The sequence below is a fragment of the Wenyingzhuangia marina genome, assembly GCF_900130035.1.
GTDB classification, from domain to species: Bacteria; Bacteroidota; Bacteroidia; order Flavobacteriales; family Flavobacteriaceae; genus Wenyingzhuangia; species Wenyingzhuangia marina.
On sequence record NZ_FQXQ01000004.1, the window covers coordinates 276042 to 292182 of the forward strand.

General features: G+C 30.4%; 15 protein-coding genes. 8 read left to right on the top strand and 7 right to left on the bottom strand.

Going from position 1 to position 16141, the window contains the following annotated elements:
* Positions 1-2 precede the first annotated feature (2 nt).
* Positions 3-1187: an acetate/propionate family kinase gene (locus BUB70_RS10620; protein ID WP_073121360.1), complete on the top strand. Its 1185-nt coding sequence runs from the start codon at positions 3-5 to the stop codon at positions 1185-1187.
* Between the two features lie 137 nt (positions 1188-1324).
* Positions 1325-1972, top strand: coding sequence for an outer membrane beta-barrel protein (locus BUB70_RS10625; RefSeq protein ID WP_073121362.1), 648 nt, complete (start codon positions 1325-1327; stop codon positions 1970-1972).
* 62 nt (positions 1973-2034) lie between these two features.
* Here BUB70_RS10625 and BUB70_RS10630 read toward each other — a convergent pair whose 3' ends face one another.
* The 5 genes from BUB70_RS10630 to thrS all read right to left on the bottom strand — a co-directional run bounded on the left by BUB70_RS10630 (position 2035) and on the right by thrS (position 6143).
* Positions 2035-2730, bottom strand: coding sequence for a TerC family protein (locus tag BUB70_RS10630; RefSeq protein WP_073121364.1), 696 nt, complete (start codon positions 2728-2730; stop codon positions 2035-2037).
* 90 nt (positions 2731-2820) lie between these two features.
* Positions 2821-3165, bottom strand: a complete 345-nt coding sequence (gene rplT, locus BUB70_RS10635) for a 50S ribosomal protein L20 (protein ID WP_073121366.1) — start codon at positions 3163-3165, stop codon at positions 2821-2823.
* Positions 3166-3264: 99 nt separating this feature from the next.
* Complete coding sequence (rpmI, locus tag BUB70_RS10640) at positions 3265-3462, bottom strand: 50S ribosomal protein L35 (RefSeq protein WP_068824420.1); 198 nt, start codon at positions 3460-3462, stop codon at positions 3265-3267.
* A gap of 129 nt (positions 3463-3591) precedes the next feature.
* Positions 3592-4110, bottom strand: a complete 519-nt coding sequence (gene infC / locus BUB70_RS10645) for a translation initiation factor IF-3 (protein ID WP_073121368.1) — start codon at positions 4108-4110, stop codon at positions 3592-3594.
* 86 nt (positions 4111-4196) lie between these two features.
* The gene (thrS, locus tag BUB70_RS10650; RefSeq protein ID WP_073121370.1) at positions 4197-6143 is read right to left on the bottom strand and encodes a threonine--tRNA ligase; all 1947 of its coding nucleotides are present in this window, start codon (positions 6141-6143) and stop codon (positions 4197-4199) included.
* Between the two features lie 233 nt (positions 6144-6376).
* On the opposite strand from thrS, the gene BUB70_RS10655 reads away from it, so the two are divergent.
* From BUB70_RS10655 to BUB70_RS10665, 3 genes are all read left to right on the top strand, one after another.
* Entirely contained in the window at positions 6377-7462 is a 1086-nt protein-coding gene (locus BUB70_RS10655) for a helix-turn-helix domain-containing protein (protein ID WP_073121372.1), read from the top strand.
* A 308-nt stretch (positions 7463-7770) separates the two neighbouring features.
* Positions 7771-9303, top strand: coding sequence for a glutamine-hydrolyzing GMP synthase (guaA, locus tag BUB70_RS10660; RefSeq protein ID WP_073121374.1), 1533 nt, complete (start codon positions 7771-7773; stop codon positions 9301-9303).
* A 157-nt stretch (positions 9304-9460) separates the two neighbouring features.
* Positions 9461-11608 (top strand): LysM peptidoglycan-binding domain-containing protein, encoded by a 2148-nt coding sequence (locus BUB70_RS10665; RefSeq protein ID WP_084730264.1) that lies wholly within the window; start codon positions 9461-9463, stop codon positions 11606-11608.
* Here the strand turns inward: BUB70_RS10665 and BUB70_RS10670 are convergent.
* Positions 11600-12598 carry an NAD-dependent epimerase/dehydratase family protein gene (locus tag BUB70_RS10670; RefSeq protein ID WP_073121379.1) on the bottom strand — a complete coding sequence of 333 codons (999 nt, stop codon included), beginning with the start codon at positions 12596-12598 and terminating at the stop codon, positions 11600-11602. The two genes, BUB70_RS10665 and BUB70_RS10670, sit on opposite strands and share 9 nt — an antisense overlap.
* Positions 12599-12661: 63 nt before the next feature.
* Between BUB70_RS10670 and BUB70_RS10675 the strand changes: the two genes are divergently transcribed.
* Both BUB70_RS10675 and BUB70_RS10680 read left to right on the top strand, forming a co-directional pair.
* On the top strand, positions 12662-13231 hold the full coding sequence (locus BUB70_RS10675) for a 5-formyltetrahydrofolate cyclo-ligase (RefSeq protein WP_073121381.1): 570 nt from the start codon (positions 12662-12664) through the stop codon (positions 13229-13231).
* Complete coding sequence (locus tag BUB70_RS10680) at positions 13224-13871, top strand: HD domain-containing protein (protein ID WP_073121383.1); 648 nt, start codon at positions 13224-13226, stop codon at positions 13869-13871. The genes BUB70_RS10675 and BUB70_RS10680 overlap by 8 nt, the downstream gene beginning before the upstream one ends.
* Positions 13872-13967: 96 nt before the next feature.
* On the opposite strand, the gene BUB70_RS10685 is transcribed toward BUB70_RS10680, so the two are convergent.
* A complete protein-coding gene (locus BUB70_RS10685; protein WP_073121385.1) occupies positions 13968-14639 on the bottom strand; it encodes an SCO family protein in 672 nt (223 codons plus the stop codon).
* A 112-nt stretch (positions 14640-14751) separates the two neighbouring features.
* On the opposite strand from BUB70_RS10685, the gene rseP reads away from it, so the two are divergent.
* A complete protein-coding gene (gene rseP / locus BUB70_RS10690; RefSeq protein WP_073121387.1) occupies positions 14752-16086 on the top strand; it encodes an RIP metalloprotease RseP in 1335 nt (444 codons plus the stop codon).
* Positions 16087-16141: the final 55 nt, after the last annotated feature.

The window sequence follows — 16141 nt, forward strand, 5'->3', positions numbered from 1 at the left end:
ACATGAATATATTAATAATCAATTCAGGAAGTTCTTCTTTAAAGTATCAAATCATAGAAATGCCATCAGAAAAAGTGGTATGCAATGGATTAATAGAGCGTATAGGACAACAAAATTCAAAGTTTGTATACAATCCCATTAATGGAGAGGAAGTAGAAATAGAAGAGACTATTGCAGATCATAAACAAGGTTTGTCTATTTTGGTATCATATTTATTCGATGAAAAGTTAGGGGTTTTAAAATCGAAGAAGGATATAAAAATAATTGGACATAGAGTGGTACATGGAGGAAATAAATTTTCAAAAACAAGAATTGTTACTCCAGAAGTTAAAGCAGGAATTAAAGAGTTGTTTTCTTTAGCTCCTTTACATAATCCCGCTCATTTATTAGGGATAGAAGTTTGTGAAGAATTATTTCCAGAAACTAAGCAAATTGTGGTATTTGATACTGCTTTTCACCAAACTATGCCATCAAAAGCTTATAAATATGCTTTACCTAAGAAACTTACTGAAGAGAAAAAGATACGCGTTTATGGTTTTCATGGAACTAGTCATAAGTACGTGTCTGAAAAAGCCAATGAGTTTTTAGGGACCACCAATACCAAATTAATAACGTTGCATATTGGGAACGGAGCATCGGTTTCGGCAGTAGAAAATGGTAAATGTGTAGATCATTCTATGGGATTTTCTCCAACTACAGGATTGGTCATGGGAACTAGAATTGGAGATATAGATCCATCTGTAGTATTACATTTAATTAAAAATTTAGGATATTCTGTTGATGAAGTAAGTGATTTGCTGATTAAAAAAAGCGGAATGTTAGGAATGACAGGGTATTCTGATTTTAGAGATTTAGTATACCAATCACAAAATGGAAATACTGATTGTACTGAAGCTTTAGAATTGTATGCTTATAGGGTAAAAAAATACATTGGTTCTTATACAGCTGCTATGAATGGGCTAGATGCGCTTGTTTTTACTGCCGGAGCAGGGGAGAATAGTATTGAGTTAAGAAAGTTAATATGTGAAAATTTATCTTTTTTAGGAATAGAATTAGATGAGGATTTAAATAATGTTAGACCTAAAGAATTGATAGAAATTCAAGCTAAAAATTCCAAAGTAAAAATATTAATTATACCAACCAACGAAGAACTAGAAATTGCTAAACAGTGTTTTGAGTTGATTTAAAGTAATATTTTCATTACAAAAAAGGTTTACTATATAAGTATGGTAAATTGTTTTTGTTTAGTTACATAATGTTATTTTATTATTGACTTTGGCTAGATTCTTGTTTTTACCTTATATAAATTTTAAAAAAAATTGTTATGAAAAAAGTATTACTTGGTTTGTTGTTTTTAGCAACAATGAGCATGTCTGCTCAAGAAACAGAATTTGAATCACCCTATTCTAAGGGGAATTTTAGCATAGGAGGTGGTTTTGCTATTTATAACTCAGAAAACACTAATGTTAATTTCACAAATACAGAGAGTAAAAATTACTCTATAAACCCTTCTGTCGGTTTTTTTATTAAAGATAATTTAATGATTGGTATTAATACTAGATACACTAAAACACAAAATGTTAATGAAATAAATGGAACTGAAAATAGTATGGAAACTGATTCCTATGCTTTAGGTATTATAGCAGACAAGTATTATAAGATTTATAAGAGTTTCTTTCTTAATTTTTCAGGAAGTATCATGTATGGTACCACAAATGTTACTAGAGCTAATAATACTAATACTAATAATACTGATGATGAATACTTTGTTGTTGGGGTTTCTCCAGAACTTAGTTATGTGCTTAATAAGCACATGTCTCTAAAAGTTGGTTTCAATGATCTTTTAAGTTATAGATATAGTAAGAATGAAGATCCAGGAGGAAGAGAGCAAAGTTCAAGTAATCTGTATACTAGTTTAGGAAGTTCTAGTTTGTTGTCTGATTTATCGATAGGGTTTAGATATTTCTTTTAAAAAAATGAAGAATAAAAAACCTCGATAGAATTTCTATTGAGGTTTTTGTTTAGGTTAATTATTCATTCTTTTTTAACTGTTTTAATCTGTATCAAGTCTACTAAAAAGGCAAATAGCATAGAGAAATAAATATATCCTTTAGGAATTTCAAAATGTAATCCTTCTCCTATTAAGGAAACTCCAATCATCATTAAAAAACAAAGCGCTAATATTTTAAAAGAAATATGTTTGTTGATAAAGTTCACAATAGGTTTAGAAGCAAAAATCATAATTAACACACTTACAATAATTGCAGCGTACATTACATATAAATTACTCACCATTCCCACAGCAGTTATAATAGAATCTATTGAAAACACAATATCTAATAATAATATTTCAATCAGTAGGTTTCTGAAAGTAGGATTCTTCACTACTTTATCAGGATTATTGTGATGGTTCTCTGTATGATGAAATATTTCTGTACTTGCTTTATAGAGTAAAAAGACACCTCCACCAAACAAGATGAGGTTCTTTCCGCTAAAACCAATCCCCAACACAGTAAACAAAGCATTGTCTAGTCTTAAAATCCATGAAACAACTGTTAGTAAACCAATTCTAATAACAGCTGCTAATGATAATCCTATAATGCGAAGTTTATCCCTTTTTTCTTCAGGAAGTTTGTCTGTTAAAATAGAGATGAAAATAATATTATCTATTCCTAGTACCACCTCCAAAAACACTAATGTGATTAGTGGAATGATTATTTCTTGTAACATAGTTTAGTTTTTTTAGTCAAATTTAAGCAAATAAAAAACCCTCTAACAATAGTTAGAGGGTTAAAATATAAGCAAGATGTTATTTTAAATTTATTTTACTTTTTCGACGATGGCCTTAAAAGCTTCTGGGTTGTTCATTGCTAAATCAGCTAAAACCTTACGGTTTAATTCGATGTTGTTAGCTTTTACTTTCCCCATAAACTGAGAATAAGACAATCCATGAATACGTGCACCCGCGTTAATACGAGTAATCCATAATCCACGGAAACTTCTTTTCTTGTTCTTTCTATCGCGGTAAGAGTAAGCCATTGCTTTCTCAACCGCATTTTTTGCTACTGTGTAAACGTTTTTACGTCTTCCAAAGTAACCTTTTGCTTGCTTCAAGATTTTTTTTCTTCTATTTCTTGAAGCTACTGAATTTACTGATCTAGGCATAATTTCAATGTTTTTTGTAGTAAGGCGGCAACCATTATGTTACTCTTTTATATTGCCCACTCCATGGTTAATAATTTAATATTCCCTTTTAAACTTAAATTACTTTAAGTTTAATTGATTTTTGATGTTTGATTCATCACTTTTGTGAACTAACCCATCATGAGTTAATTTCAACTTACGTTTCTTAGACTTCTTTGTTAAGATGTGACTTTTGAAAGCGTGTTTTCTTTTTAATTTTCCAGTACCAGTTACTTTGAATCTCTTCTTAGCACTTGATTTTGTTTTTAATTTAGGCATCTCTCTTTAAGTTTTAATTCTTGCTTATTTTATCTTTATAGTTCTTAAAGTTAAAAGTCTGTCAAGTATTAAGGTTTACAGTACATAAACTTTTAACTTTATTACTTTTAAAACTTTAGAAACTAGTATTTACTTTTTTACTTTCGGAGCAAGAAACATAATCATACGCTTACCTTCTAACTTAGGCATTTGTTCTACTTTACCATATTCTTCTAACTCTTGAGCTAATTTTAATAATAAAATTTGACCTTGGTCTTTAAATATAATAGAACGTCCTTTAAAGAATACGTACGCTTTTAATTTTGCACCATCTTGTAAAAACTTAATGGCGTGTTTCTTTTTAAACTCGTAATCGTGTTCATCTGTTTGAGGTCCAAAACGAATTTCTTTTACAGTTACTTTAGAAGCTTTAGCTTTAATAACCTTATCACGTTTCTTTTGCTCATACAAGAACTTCTTGTAATCTATAATTTTACAAACAGGAGGAACTGCTTTTGGAGAAATTTCTACCAAATCTAATTCTTGTTCCTTTGCTATTTGCTTTGCTTTGGCAAGAGGGTAAACACCTACTTCAATGTTTTCTCCAACCAAACGTACCTCATCCACGTAACGAATGTGTTCGTTAATTCTGTGTGGATTTTCTTTAATAACTCTTGCAGGTCCTTTAGACCTTCTTCTCTTAATTGCTATGGCTTTATCTTTTTACTCTCATATTGCTATGAGAAATTAAACTCTTATTTATTAAACGTTACTAAGGTTTTGGCAACTTCATCAGATATATGTTTGATGAAATCATTGATAGAAAAAGTTCCTAAATCTCCTTCTCCGTGTTTTCTTACGGATACGCTTTCTTCTCCTTCTTCTTTCTCCCCTACAATAATCATGTATGGAACCTTACTAACCTCAGCATCTCTAATCTTTCGACCTGTCTTCTCACTTCGGTCGTCAATTAGCGTGCGAATTTCGGAATTTTCTAGCAATCCTGAAACTTTTTCGGCATATTTCTGATATTTCTCACTGATTGGTAGGATGATAACTTGCTCAGGCATCAACCAAAGAGGGAAATTACCACCTGTATGCTCTAATAACACTGCAATAAAACGCTCCATTGATCCAAAAGGAGCACGGTGAATCATTACAGGTCTATGTTCTGCATTGTCAGATCCTTTGTAAGTTAAGTCAAATCTTTCAGGTAAATTGTAATCTACTTGAATAGTTCCTAACTGCCAACTTCTTCCCAAGGCATCTTTCACCATAAAATCTAACTTAGGCCCATAAAAAGCTGCTTCACCAGTTTCTATTACGTAATTTAAACCTTTTTCTTTAGCTGCATTGATGATTGCATTTTCAGCTTTGTTCCAATTTTCATCAGAACCAATATATTTAGATGGGTTTTCAGGATCTCTTAACGATACTTGTGCAGTAAAGTCTTCAAAACCTAAAGAACCAAATACATATAATACCAAATCAATTACATCTTTAAACTCTTGGTCTAATTGATCTGGAGTACAGAAAATATGTGCATCATCTTGTGTAAAACAACGTACACGAGTCATTCCGTGTAATTCTCCACTTTGTTCGTATCTGTAAACCGTACCAAATTCAGCATAACGCTTTGGTAATTCTTTGTATGACCAAGGTTTGTAATTGTAAACCTCACAGTGATGAGGACAGTTCATTGGTTTTAATAAGAACTCTTCATCCATTTTTGGAGTTTTGATAGGTTGAAAACTATCTTCCCCATATTTTTCATAGTGACCAGAAGTCACATATAATTCTTTTTGCCCGATATGTGGAGTCATTACCATTTCGTAACCCGCTTTTTTCTGAGCTTTTTTTAAGAAATCTTCTAAACGAGATCTTAAAGCTGCTCCTTTAGGTAACCATAAAGGCAATCCTTGTCCTACTTTTTGAGAAAAAGTAAACAATTCTAGCTCTTTCCCTAATTTACGGTGGTCACGTTGTTTGGCTAATTCTAATAATTCTAAATATTCTGTTAACATTTTAGCTTTAGGGAATGAAATTCCATAAATACGAGTTAACTGAGGATTTTTTTCATCACCTCTCCAATAAGCACCCGCAGCACTCATTACTTTTACAGCTTTTAAAATTCCAGTGTTTGGAATATGACCTCCACGGCATAAATCGGTAAAATCATCATGATCGCAGAAAGTAATTTCTCCGTCATTTAAGTTTTCAATCAACTCAACTTTAAAAGGATTTCCTTCTTCTTTATATTTAGCCAAAGCATCAGCTTTAGAAACTTCACGTAAAGTAAATTCGTGTTTTCCTCTAGCCAATTCTAAAAAACGTTGTTCAATTTTAGGAAAGTCAGTTTCTGAAACTTTGTGTTCTCCAAAATCAATATCATAGTAAAAACCGTTTTCAATGGCAGGACCAATAGTTAGTTTTACACCAGGATATAATTGTTGAATAGCTTGAGCTAAAACGTGTGCAGAAGAGTGCCAAAAAGCTTTTTTACCTTCTGGTTGCTCAAATGTATATAAGGTTAAGTTACCGTCTGTGGTTAATGGGGTTTTGGTCTCAACGGTTTTTCCATTAAAACTTGCAGAAATTACATTTCTTGCTAAACCATGGCTAATACTCATAGCCACATCCATTGGAGTACTGTTTTTTTCGTACTCTCTTACACTCCCATCGGGTAAAGTAATATTAATCATTATAAATATTTTTTGCTGAGCAAAGATACATTTAAAGTATAAAGTACAAAAGTATAAAGTACAAAGTATTACAGCTAAACAACAGGTTTTTTTAGAAGGAATTTATCTTAAAATTTTAACCTTATTTTTACCAGATAGGATTCTTTGAAATGTAAATTATTCAATTTTGAATAAAAAAGAACTATTTTTGAAAAGCTACGAAAAGAAACAGGGATGTTAATTAAATTTTTTTGATGAATATTGTAGTTACTAAAATTAACAATTGGTTTGTAAAATATAAACCCTATTTTTTTTCTTATTCTAACGGTTTTTTTAAACTATTTTATCTAGCAAATTCTCCAGAATTAATCGTAGAGAGTAATATTAAATATCCTTTTGTTAAGCATGATGCCGAAAGACAATTGACTTATTGCGATAATTCTTTTGTTAAGTCTAGACTTGGCTATGCAGAACTTGAAAAGGGATTATGGTGTATTAATTCTCATATTTATTATAAGAACAATCTTTCATTTACTCCTATTTATGATGAATCGGAAACAGCAACCTATTATTGTTTAATTATTAATGAGGTTAAAAATGAATATCCTTCTAAATATTATAAGATCAATAATATTGTAGTGAAAAATTATTCATTGAGTTTTTTAAAACCTAAAATAAAATTTGAGAATTTTCATTTTAAAGGAGCTACAGAGAATTTATATCAAATATATTTTGACAAAGCTTGGTATGAAAATAATATTAAAACATTACCAAATTTACCTGCATCAGTTGTTGAGTTATTTGAAAATAAAAATATAGACTTTATTAATTACGCTATCAATATAGAAGAGTTTAGAACAGTTTATAATGAGTTTTACAATGCTTTTAACTCAGATACAAAACCAAATTATATTTCGCTAAAAAAAACGACCTATGCTTTTTTTGAATTGTTTTTAGAAAATTATCAATATGCTGTAGTTTCTAAAACATCAAAATTAAAAAGCAAGGATAGAGTTCTTTTAAAAACGGTAGAAGACTATTTATTAGATAACCTACTTGATAAGTTTATAGGAATAGAAGAAATTGCAGAAATGTTTAAAATTTCGCCAACCAAATTAAAAAAGGATTTTAAAGCATTATACGGAACTACTATTTATGGATATTTTAAGGAAAAGCAAATGAAATTGGCCTTACAAATATTAAATGAACAAGATTGCAAAATTAAGGAATTAGCAACCATGTTTCATTATGAAAATTATAGTAAATTCTCAAAAGCATTTTTAAATACCAATGGTTTTTTACCATCAGAAAACCCTAAAAAGCTTAAAAATATCTTTTAGGGCTATAAAAGTCTTTTTGGGGTGTGGTTCATAAGTTTTAGTAAAGCATCTTTGCTTACAGAATTTAAACGTTAAGAAGAAAATTTTAAAATTATTTATTGAGATTTTATCTTTATTACATTTTATACTCAAAATAAAAACTTGCTATGAGATTGATTAATGAAGTAAAGGTTAAATTTATTTCACTTAAAAAGCTGTTAAAATTCGTTTTAACAGCTTTTTTGTTAGAATAAACAAATTGAATTTAGATGTTTAAGAATAACTAAAAACAAGGTTTGTAATCAAACCAAAAAAAGTTACTTTTGTGCATGCAACAAAAAGTACTTATTCTAGATTTCGGATCTCAAGTTACGCAGCTGATAGCTCGTCGAGTGAGAGAATTAAACATTTATTGTGAAATTCACCCATACAACAGCGAAAAATACAATTTTGCTGATTATAAAGCAGTTATTTTATCAGGTTCTCCACACTCGGTTAGAGGAGAGAATGCTCCTAAAATTGACTTATCAGAAGTAAAAGGTAAAAAACCATTATTAGGTATTTGTTATGGAGCTCAATACTTAGCACACTTTTTTGGTGGTGAAGTAGGGGCATCAAACACTAGAGAGTATGGTAGAGCCAATTTATCTTTCTTAGATCATACCAATCCTTTATTTGATGAAATTAAAGAAGGAAGTCAGGTTTGGATGAGCCATTCTGATACTATTTTAAGACTACCTGCAAACTATGAGTGTATTGCAAGTACTCCAGATGTGAAAAATGCAGCTTATCATGTAAAAGGGGAAGATACTTATGCTATTCAATTTCATCCAGAAGTATATCACTCTACAGATGGAACTAAATTGTTAGAAAACTTTTTAGTAAAAATTGCAGGAGTAGCTCAAGAATGGACACCAGATAACTTTGTAGATACTACGGTTCAGGAAATTAAGGATAAAGTAGGAAACGATAAAGTAGTTTTAGGATTGTCTGGAGGAGTAGATTCTACAGTAGCAGCAGTTTTGTTAAACAAAGCTATTGGAGATAACTTATACTGTATTTTTGTAAACAATGGTTTGTTACGTAAAAATGAGTTCGAAAGCGTATTAAAACAATACGAAGGAATGGGCTTAAACGTAAAAGGAGTAGATGCCTCGGAAAGATTCCTAAAAGAATTGGCTGGTTTGTCTGATCCTGAATTAAAACGTAAAGCGATTGGAAAAGCATTTATTGATGTTTTTGATCAAGAAGCTCACTTAATAGAAGATGTAAAATGGTTGGCACAAGGAACTATTTATCCAGATGTGATTGAATCTGTTTCTGCAGATGGAGGACCTTCAGCAACTATAAAATCTCATCACAATGTAGGAGGTTTACCAGACTTTATGAAATTAAAGATTGTGGAGCCTTTACGTATGATTTTTAAAGATGAAGTTCGTAGAGCTGGAAAATCTATGGGAATTGATCCTGAATTGTTAGGACGTCACCCTTTTCCAGGACCTGGATTGGCTATTAGAATTTTAGGAGATATTACCGCAGAAAAAGTAACGATGTTACAAGAGGTTGATGCTATTTTTATCAACGGATTAAAAGAACATGGGTTGTATGATTCAGTTTGGCAAGCCGGAGCAATCTTATTACCTGTACAATCTGTAGGAGTTATGGGAGATGAACGTACTTATGAAAAAGCTGTTGCTTTACGTGCAGTAGAGTCTACTGACGGTATGACCGCTGACTGGGTAGATTTACCTTATAAGTTTTTACAAGAAATTTCTAATAAAATTATAAATAGTGTCAAAGGAGTAAACAGAGTTGTTTATGATATTAGCTCTAAACCACCAGCAACTATTGAGTGGGAATAATTTAAAAGAATTATATACTAAAACGCCAAATAACTTATGTTGTTTGGCGTTTGTTTTTTATATAAACTGATTTGAGTGAATCATTACCCCATATGAGTTATACATAATTGGTATAATATATGTAATATTGCTATCAGAAAAAGAACCTTTATATACTATGCGAATATTTAAAATTTTTAGCTTTTTTTTAATCATGATGAGTGCAACTATGTTTGCACAAACAGTAAAAGAATACAAAACAGAAAAAGGTGAATCATTAAGAGATGTAGCCAAAAAATTTGATATTAGTTATAAAGATTTAATGAAAGCGAATCCAGAGATATCAAGATGGCCAAAATCAAATACATTAATTAAGATTCCAGCAGTTACAGAAAACACAAAGAAGAAAACAAAAAAAAAGAAAGACCGTAAAAAAGATTTAGCAAACAATATTGCTACTGATTCTATGGTAATTCACATTGTAGAACCTAAAGAGACTTTGTATAGTCTTTCTAAGTTGTATGATGTAGAAATGATTACTTTAATAAAAAATAATCCTGTTTTAACCTTTGATGGTTTAAAAATTGGACAAGAATTAAAAGTGCCATATAAAGCACCAGAGATTTTGGAACCTTCAAAAAATCATATTGTAAAAGCGCAAGAAACTTGGTACGGAATATCTAAGTTATACCATATAACGATAGATGATTTAAAAACAGCAAACCCTAAAATAGCTGTTGATGGATTAAAAATAGGTGCTGTTTTAGAAATTCCAGAATCTAATGATCCTGCTGCTCAAATACATATAAGTGAAAAACCAGATGATAACTCACATATAATTGCAAAAGGAGAAACTTTGTATAGTGTTTCTAAATCTTATGGAATTAGTGTTCAGGAGCTTTTAGCGGTTAACGATACTGTTGTGGTAGATAGTTTGGTTATTGGAACTGTATTAAAGTTGCCTAAAAAAGTAATTACAAGCGTAGCGGTTAGTACCGCCTCTCCATTTTACAAGCAAACTCCTGTTTTTTATAAGTACTACAGTCAGAAAGATACTCTTGCAGTAGTTTTAAAAAATTATAAGATGTCTTTAGATTCTTTAAAATCATTAAATCCAACATATAAAGATGTTGTAGATAATGGAGGAAAATTATTAATGGGGTTTAAAAAAACACATCAACTTTTTGGGAATCAAAAATGGTTTAAAGATTCTATTGTAACTAACAAATCTATCAAAGCCATGGTGATGTTACCTTTTGATTTTAAGAAAAATGATTCTTTATCAAAAGAGGAGTTGTTTTCTAATTCTAATGGATTGCCAACTTATGTTTCTGATTTTTATTTAGGAGTAGAAATAGCTATTGATTCTTTAAAAAAGCAAGGAGTTCAAGTAGATTTAAAAGTAGTAGATACTGAAAAGTCAGTAGATTCTATTTATAAAAACATAGCAAAGTTTAAAGCAATGGAGCCCGATGTAATTGTGGGGCCTTTGTATAGCTCTAATGCTATGTATGTAGCAACTCAATTTACAGGTACACCTATTTACTATCCTATTTATTCTAAAAAGCAATCTACTTTTATGAATAGCAATTTGATAAAAACTTCTTCTGAGAAAAGTTTGTTTGAAAAAGAAATTTTAGACTTTATTAAAGAAAATAGAAGGGGAGAACATTTGTTAATTGTAGGGTTAAATGGAAAAAGAAATGAATTGGTAAGATTAAAAAATCAATTGTCTAAAAAAGATAGTCTTGGAAATGTTTTAGCAGATGATGTTTCTGTTTTAACACTATCTAATGGATATATTTCCAAAGCAGATTTTTTAAGTAAAATTAAATTAGACAAACCAAATTGGATTTTAATAGCAGATACAGACAATGTAGTTACTTCTGATGTATTTAACAATGTGATGAGCTTACCGAAGGAAAATAAAAGTAAAACTCCAGTGAGAATTTTATCTTTTGAAAAATCAGATTACATCAATAAATTAGCATATGAATCTTTGTATAAATATCATTATACCTATGCTACAGATGAAGTTGAATATAGAGAAATTGAAAATAAGTCTTTTGAACAGGCGTATTTAAGAAAAAACAATCAGTATCCAAGTTATCATGCTACTCGTGGTTTTGATGTTACTTATGATGCTATTTTACGTGTGTTAAAAAGCAAAAACGGTGGTAAAGATTTGTATGCACCTTCATACAGAACCAAAACAGCTTTTGTTTATAAAAAGGGAGGTGTTCCAACCAAAACAAATCAAGCAGTATTTGTGAATTCTATAGAAAACACAAAGAAAGATGGATTAAAAATAATAAGATTAAGATAGTTTAGAAGCTATTTTTTCAATCGTAATATCAAAAGGAGTGTAGGTGAAATCTACACTCTTTTTTATTTTACTACCGTCGTAAAATCTTTTTTTCTGTGCAGCTTTTGCGCTGTATTTGTTTATTCCTACTTGTAAATTCCCAAAACTAATGAAAGAAAATAAGCTATTGATTCTCCAAACAACTTCAGTAATTTCTTTTCCTATTTTGTATTTAGGAGGCTTTACGTTAAGTTTTTTGGCAATCAATGTAAAAAGATTTTTAAAACTATAGTTGTCATTTACCAATACAAAACGTTCGTTTTTAATATTACTATCCATTAAAGTAATCATGGCATTGGTTACGTCATTTACATCTACCACTCCAGTAACTCCTGTAGTATAAAAGTGAAATCCTTTTTTTATTTTTTGGAATAATTTTCCTGTATTTACATTCCATGCTCCAAATCCAAAAATCACTCCTGGATTTACAATCACAACCTTTAAACCTTCTTGAGAACCTCGCCAAACTTCCATTTCTCCACCGAATTTAGATAAACTATAATCACTATGATCTCCTTCAGGATTCCATTCAGAATCTTCATCCATGATAGAAAATCCAGGTTTTTTAGAAAGCGTAGCAATAGAACTTACATAACATAATTTTTTGATGTTATTAGCAATGCAAAGATTCACAATATTGGCAGTTCCTTCTATGTTTACTTTTCTTAGTTTATCACTGTCTTTAGGAGAAAAAGAAACCATGGCTGCAGCATGGTAAACATAGGTAATATCTTTAAAAGCAATTTCTAAAGCAGGAATATCAATAATATCAGCTTTTCTCCAAATGATTTTATCAAAGTTGTTAGAATCACCATATAAATTAAAAATTTCTTTGGTGGTCTCTTGTGTTTTTGCATTTCTGTACAATGCAACTACTTGCGTGTTTACCTTACACAATTTATATAGTAAGTGAGCCCCTACTAAGCCTGTTCCTCCTGTTACTAAAATCATAGTTCGAAATTAATCAATTTTAGGAAATATTAATTGTTAATTTTACTTTTCAAAGTTTAGGATATGAATAAAATGGAATTAAGGAAAAAGTATAAATCCTTAAGGAATGAATTGAGTAAAGAAGAGGTTGAATTAAAAAGTATTGGAATAGCCAATCAATTATTAAAAACAGAGGTTTGGGAAAAAACTTATTATCATCTTTTTTTATCAATTGAGGAACATAAAGAAATTGATACCGAACATATTTTACATATTTTATTTGCAAGAAATAAGGAAGTTGTAGTGTCAAAATCAAATTTTGAAAACAACACGTTATCACATTTTTTATTAACAGAAAACACAAAACTACAAGTCAATAAATATGGAATTCCTGAACCGATGAATGGATTGCCAGTTCCAGAAAATATGATTGATGTAGTATTTATTCCTTTATTGGCTTTTGATAAAAAAGGAAATAGAGTAGGTTATGGAAAAGGATTTTATGATGATTTTTTAGCAAAGTGTAATTCCGAAACAATCAAAATAGGATTGTCTTTTTTTGAGGCTGAAGCAATAATAGAAGATGTTTATGAACGCGATTTTCCTTTGGACTATTGCGTAACGCCAAATAAAATATATTGTTTTAATGAATAGTTTAATAGAGAATACCATTGTGTTTGTAAAAGAACAGTTACAAAATGCTGAAGGAGGTCATGATTGGTTTCATATAGAAAGAGTATATAAAAATTCATTATTAATTGCCAAAACTGAAGATTGTGATCTCCAAGTTGTTTCTTTAGGAGCTTTGTTACATGATATTTCGGATGCTAAATTTCACCAAGGAGATGAAACTATTGGACCTAAAAAAGCAAGTGACTTTTTAAGATCACAAAAAGTAGAGGAGTCGGTAATTAAACATGTAATTAAAATTATAGAGAATATTTCTTTCAAAGGAGGGAAAGAAAAACAAAAGTTCAGGTCTAAAGAGTTAGAGGTGGTTCAAGATGCCGATAGGTTAGATGCTATTGGAGCTATAGGAATTGCAAGAGCTTTTAATTACGGAGGTTTTAAGAAAAGAGGTATGTATGACCCAGAAATAAAACCGAATTTAAACATGACCAAAGAAGAGTACAGGAATAGCACTGCTCCAACCATCAATCATTTTTATGAAAAATTATTATTGTTAAAAGATAGAATGAATACTACTACGGGAAAAGCTATTGCTATAGAAAGACATCGTTTTATGGAAATGTTTTTAGAACAATTTTATAATGAATTTAATGGTCTTTTGTAAAGTCTTTATTATTGGTGCGACAAATAGAAAGGATTAAGCTCGCTTAATTCTTTTTCATAGCAATTTTCCCCGTTATATATTTTATATGGCGGGGTTTTATTTTTCGGATAATAATAACTGAATATCCTTAGTTAATTGTTCTATTTCTTTAAGGTTGGTCCCATCATAAAAGCCTCTGATTCTTTTTTTTGTATCAACCAAAACAAATTGTTCGGTGTGTATAAAATCTTGATCTCCTCCATCTCCTTCATCTAATACAGCAAAGTAACTTTTTCTAGCCAAGTTGTATATCATCTTTTTGCTTCCTGTAGTAATATGCCATTTCCCCGAGATTGCTCCGTGAGCATCAGCATAGGTTTTTAAGACAGGAACACTATCCATAACAGGAGTTACAGAATGCGATAAAAATTTAATTTTAGAATTGTTTTTAAAAGTTTCTTGTAATGTTGACATGTTGTCAGTCATAATTGGACAAATAGTTCCACAACGAGTAAAGAAAAAATCAGCTACATAAATTTTATCTTTAAAATTAGCTTCTGTTACTGTTTTCCCGTCTTGGTCCACCAATGTGAACGAAGCAATAGTGTGATTTTTGGAAATGTTTAACATACTATCGTCAACCAATTTGGGATTTACATCTGTAGGGTTGTATATTGGCAAAGATTTTGACTTGTTGTTGAGGTGATAAAGTGATGCAATAATAATAATCGACAATACACTCATAGCAATAATGGTGTATTTAGATTTAGCAAAAAAATGTTGGTTCATGATGAAATTTTTATCAAAGTTACAAAGCATTTAAGAAACTTTACACAAAAAATATGAACACATAATTAAAGTTGTACATTTGTTCGACTTAAAAAAGAATTACAATTAATACATGGAGAATTTAATTATTGCAGGACAGTTTATTTTAAGCCTATCACTTTTAATAGTGTTACACGAATTGGGGCATTTTATTCCTGCAAAACTGTTTAAAACCAAAGTAGAAAAGTTTTATTTATTTTTTGATTACAAGTTTTCTCTGTTTAAGAAAAAGATAGGAGATACAGTTTATGGAATTGGTTGGATTCCTTTAGGAGGTTACGTAAAAATCTCAGGTATGATTGACGAAAGTATGGATACCGAACAAATGCAACAACCAGCACAACCATGGGAGTTTCGTTCTAAACCAGCATGGCAACGTTTAATTATTATGTTAGGTGGAGTTATTGTAAACTTTATATTAGGTTTACTTATATATATTATGATTTTTTCTGTTTGGGGACAAGAAATAATTGGGCCAAAAGATGTTAAGAATGGTTTTTCGGTAAGTCAAACCATGAAAAAATATGGATTTAAAGATGGAGATACTTTTTTAAAAGTTGACGGTAAACCTGTAGAAAATGTATTAGATGTAAACAAACAATTGTTTTTAAGAGATGTTAAAGATATTGAAGTTTTGCATATTGATGGAACTGTAGAAAACTTAAGTATACCAGAAAATATAGGGAAAGAAATGTGGCAGTTAAATGATTTAAAGCCTTTTACTCCACGCTTTGCTGCTGTAATAGATTCAGTTATTGAAGGAGAACCTGCCTCACAATCTGGATTTATGAAACACGATAGAATTGTATCTGTAAATGGTGAGAAATCTGTTTATTGGGGAGATTTTACATCTAAAATTCAAGAATCAAATGGAGAAGCGATAGTGGTTGAAGTAGATAGAGATGGAGCTTTAGTTACATTAACAGTAACCCCTGATGAAAATAAAAAAATTGGAGTTACTCCAGCATTTAATCCCGATGAAAACTTTACTGTAAAACATCAAACCTATGGTTTAAGTGAAAGTATCAATAAAGGAGCTGCAGCTGCATATTGGACTTTAAAAGATTATATGGCTCAGTTTAAATATGTATTTACCAAAAAAGGAGCAAGTAGCATGGGAGGATTTATTTCTATTGCTAAAATCTTTAAACCTGTTTGGGACTGGCAAGTGTTTTGGGCAAATACTGCATTTTTATCTATCATGTTAGGGTTTATGAACTTGTTACCAATTCCTGCGTTGGATGGTGGACATGTAGTATTTACTTTATATGAAATGATTACAGGTAGAAAACCAGGTGATAAATTTTTAGAATATGCTCAAATTACTGGTTTTGTGTTGTTACTTTCTTTATTGGCTTTTGCCAATGGAAATGACATCTATAAATTAGTGGTTGGGTTTCTATCATAACAACATAAAAATTTTATAAATAAAGGTGTTCTTATTCAGTGAGAACACCTTTATT

Bases quoted from the DNA above. Each gene is read 5' to 3' on its own strand.
- BUB70_RS10620 (WP_073121360.1), top strand. From the start codon at position 3: ATGAATATATTAATAATCAATTCAGGAAGTTCTTCTTTAAAGTATCAA.
- BUB70_RS10625 (WP_073121362.1), top strand. From the start codon at position 1,325: ATGAAAAAAGTATTACTTGGTTTGTTGTTTTTAGCAACAATGAGCATG.
- BUB70_RS10630 (WP_073121364.1), bottom strand. From the start codon at position 2,730: ATGTTACAAGAAATAATCATTCCACTAATCACATTAGTGTTTTTGGAG.
- rplT (WP_073121366.1), bottom strand. From the start codon at position 3,165: ATGCCTAGATCAGTAAATTCAGTAGCTTCAAGAAATAGAAGAAAAAAA.
- rpmI (WP_068824420.1), bottom strand. From the start codon at position 3,462: ATGCCTAAATTAAAAACAAAATCAAGTGCTAAGAAGAGATTCAAAGTA.
- thrS (WP_073121370.1), bottom strand. From the start codon at position 6,143: ATGATTAATATTACTTTACCCGATGGGAGTGTAAGAGAGTACGAAAAA.
- BUB70_RS10655 (WP_073121372.1), top strand. From the start codon at position 6,377: ATGAATATTGTAGTTACTAAAATTAACAATTGGTTTGTAAAATATAAA.
- guaA (WP_073121374.1), top strand. From the start codon at position 7,771: ATGCAACAAAAAGTACTTATTCTAGATTTCGGATCTCAAGTTACGCAG.
- BUB70_RS10665 (WP_084730264.1), top strand. From the start codon at position 9,461: ATGCGAATATTTAAAATTTTTAGCTTTTTTTTAATCATGATGAGTGCA.
- BUB70_RS10670 (WP_073121379.1), bottom strand. From the start codon at position 12,598: ATGATTTTAGTAACAGGAGGAACAGGCTTAGTAGGGGCTCACTTACTA.
- BUB70_RS10675 (WP_073121381.1), top strand. From the start codon at position 12,662: ATGAATAAAATGGAATTAAGGAAAAAGTATAAATCCTTAAGGAATGAA.
- BUB70_RS10680 (WP_073121383.1), top strand. From the start codon at position 13,224: ATGAATAGTTTAATAGAGAATACCATTGTGTTTGTAAAAGAACAGTTA.
- BUB70_RS10685 (WP_073121385.1), bottom strand. From the start codon at position 14,639: ATGAACCAACATTTTTTTGCTAAATCTAAATACACCATTATTGCTATG.
- rseP (WP_073121387.1), top strand. From the start codon at position 14,752: ATGGAGAATTTAATTATTGCAGGACAGTTTATTTTAAGCCTATCACTT.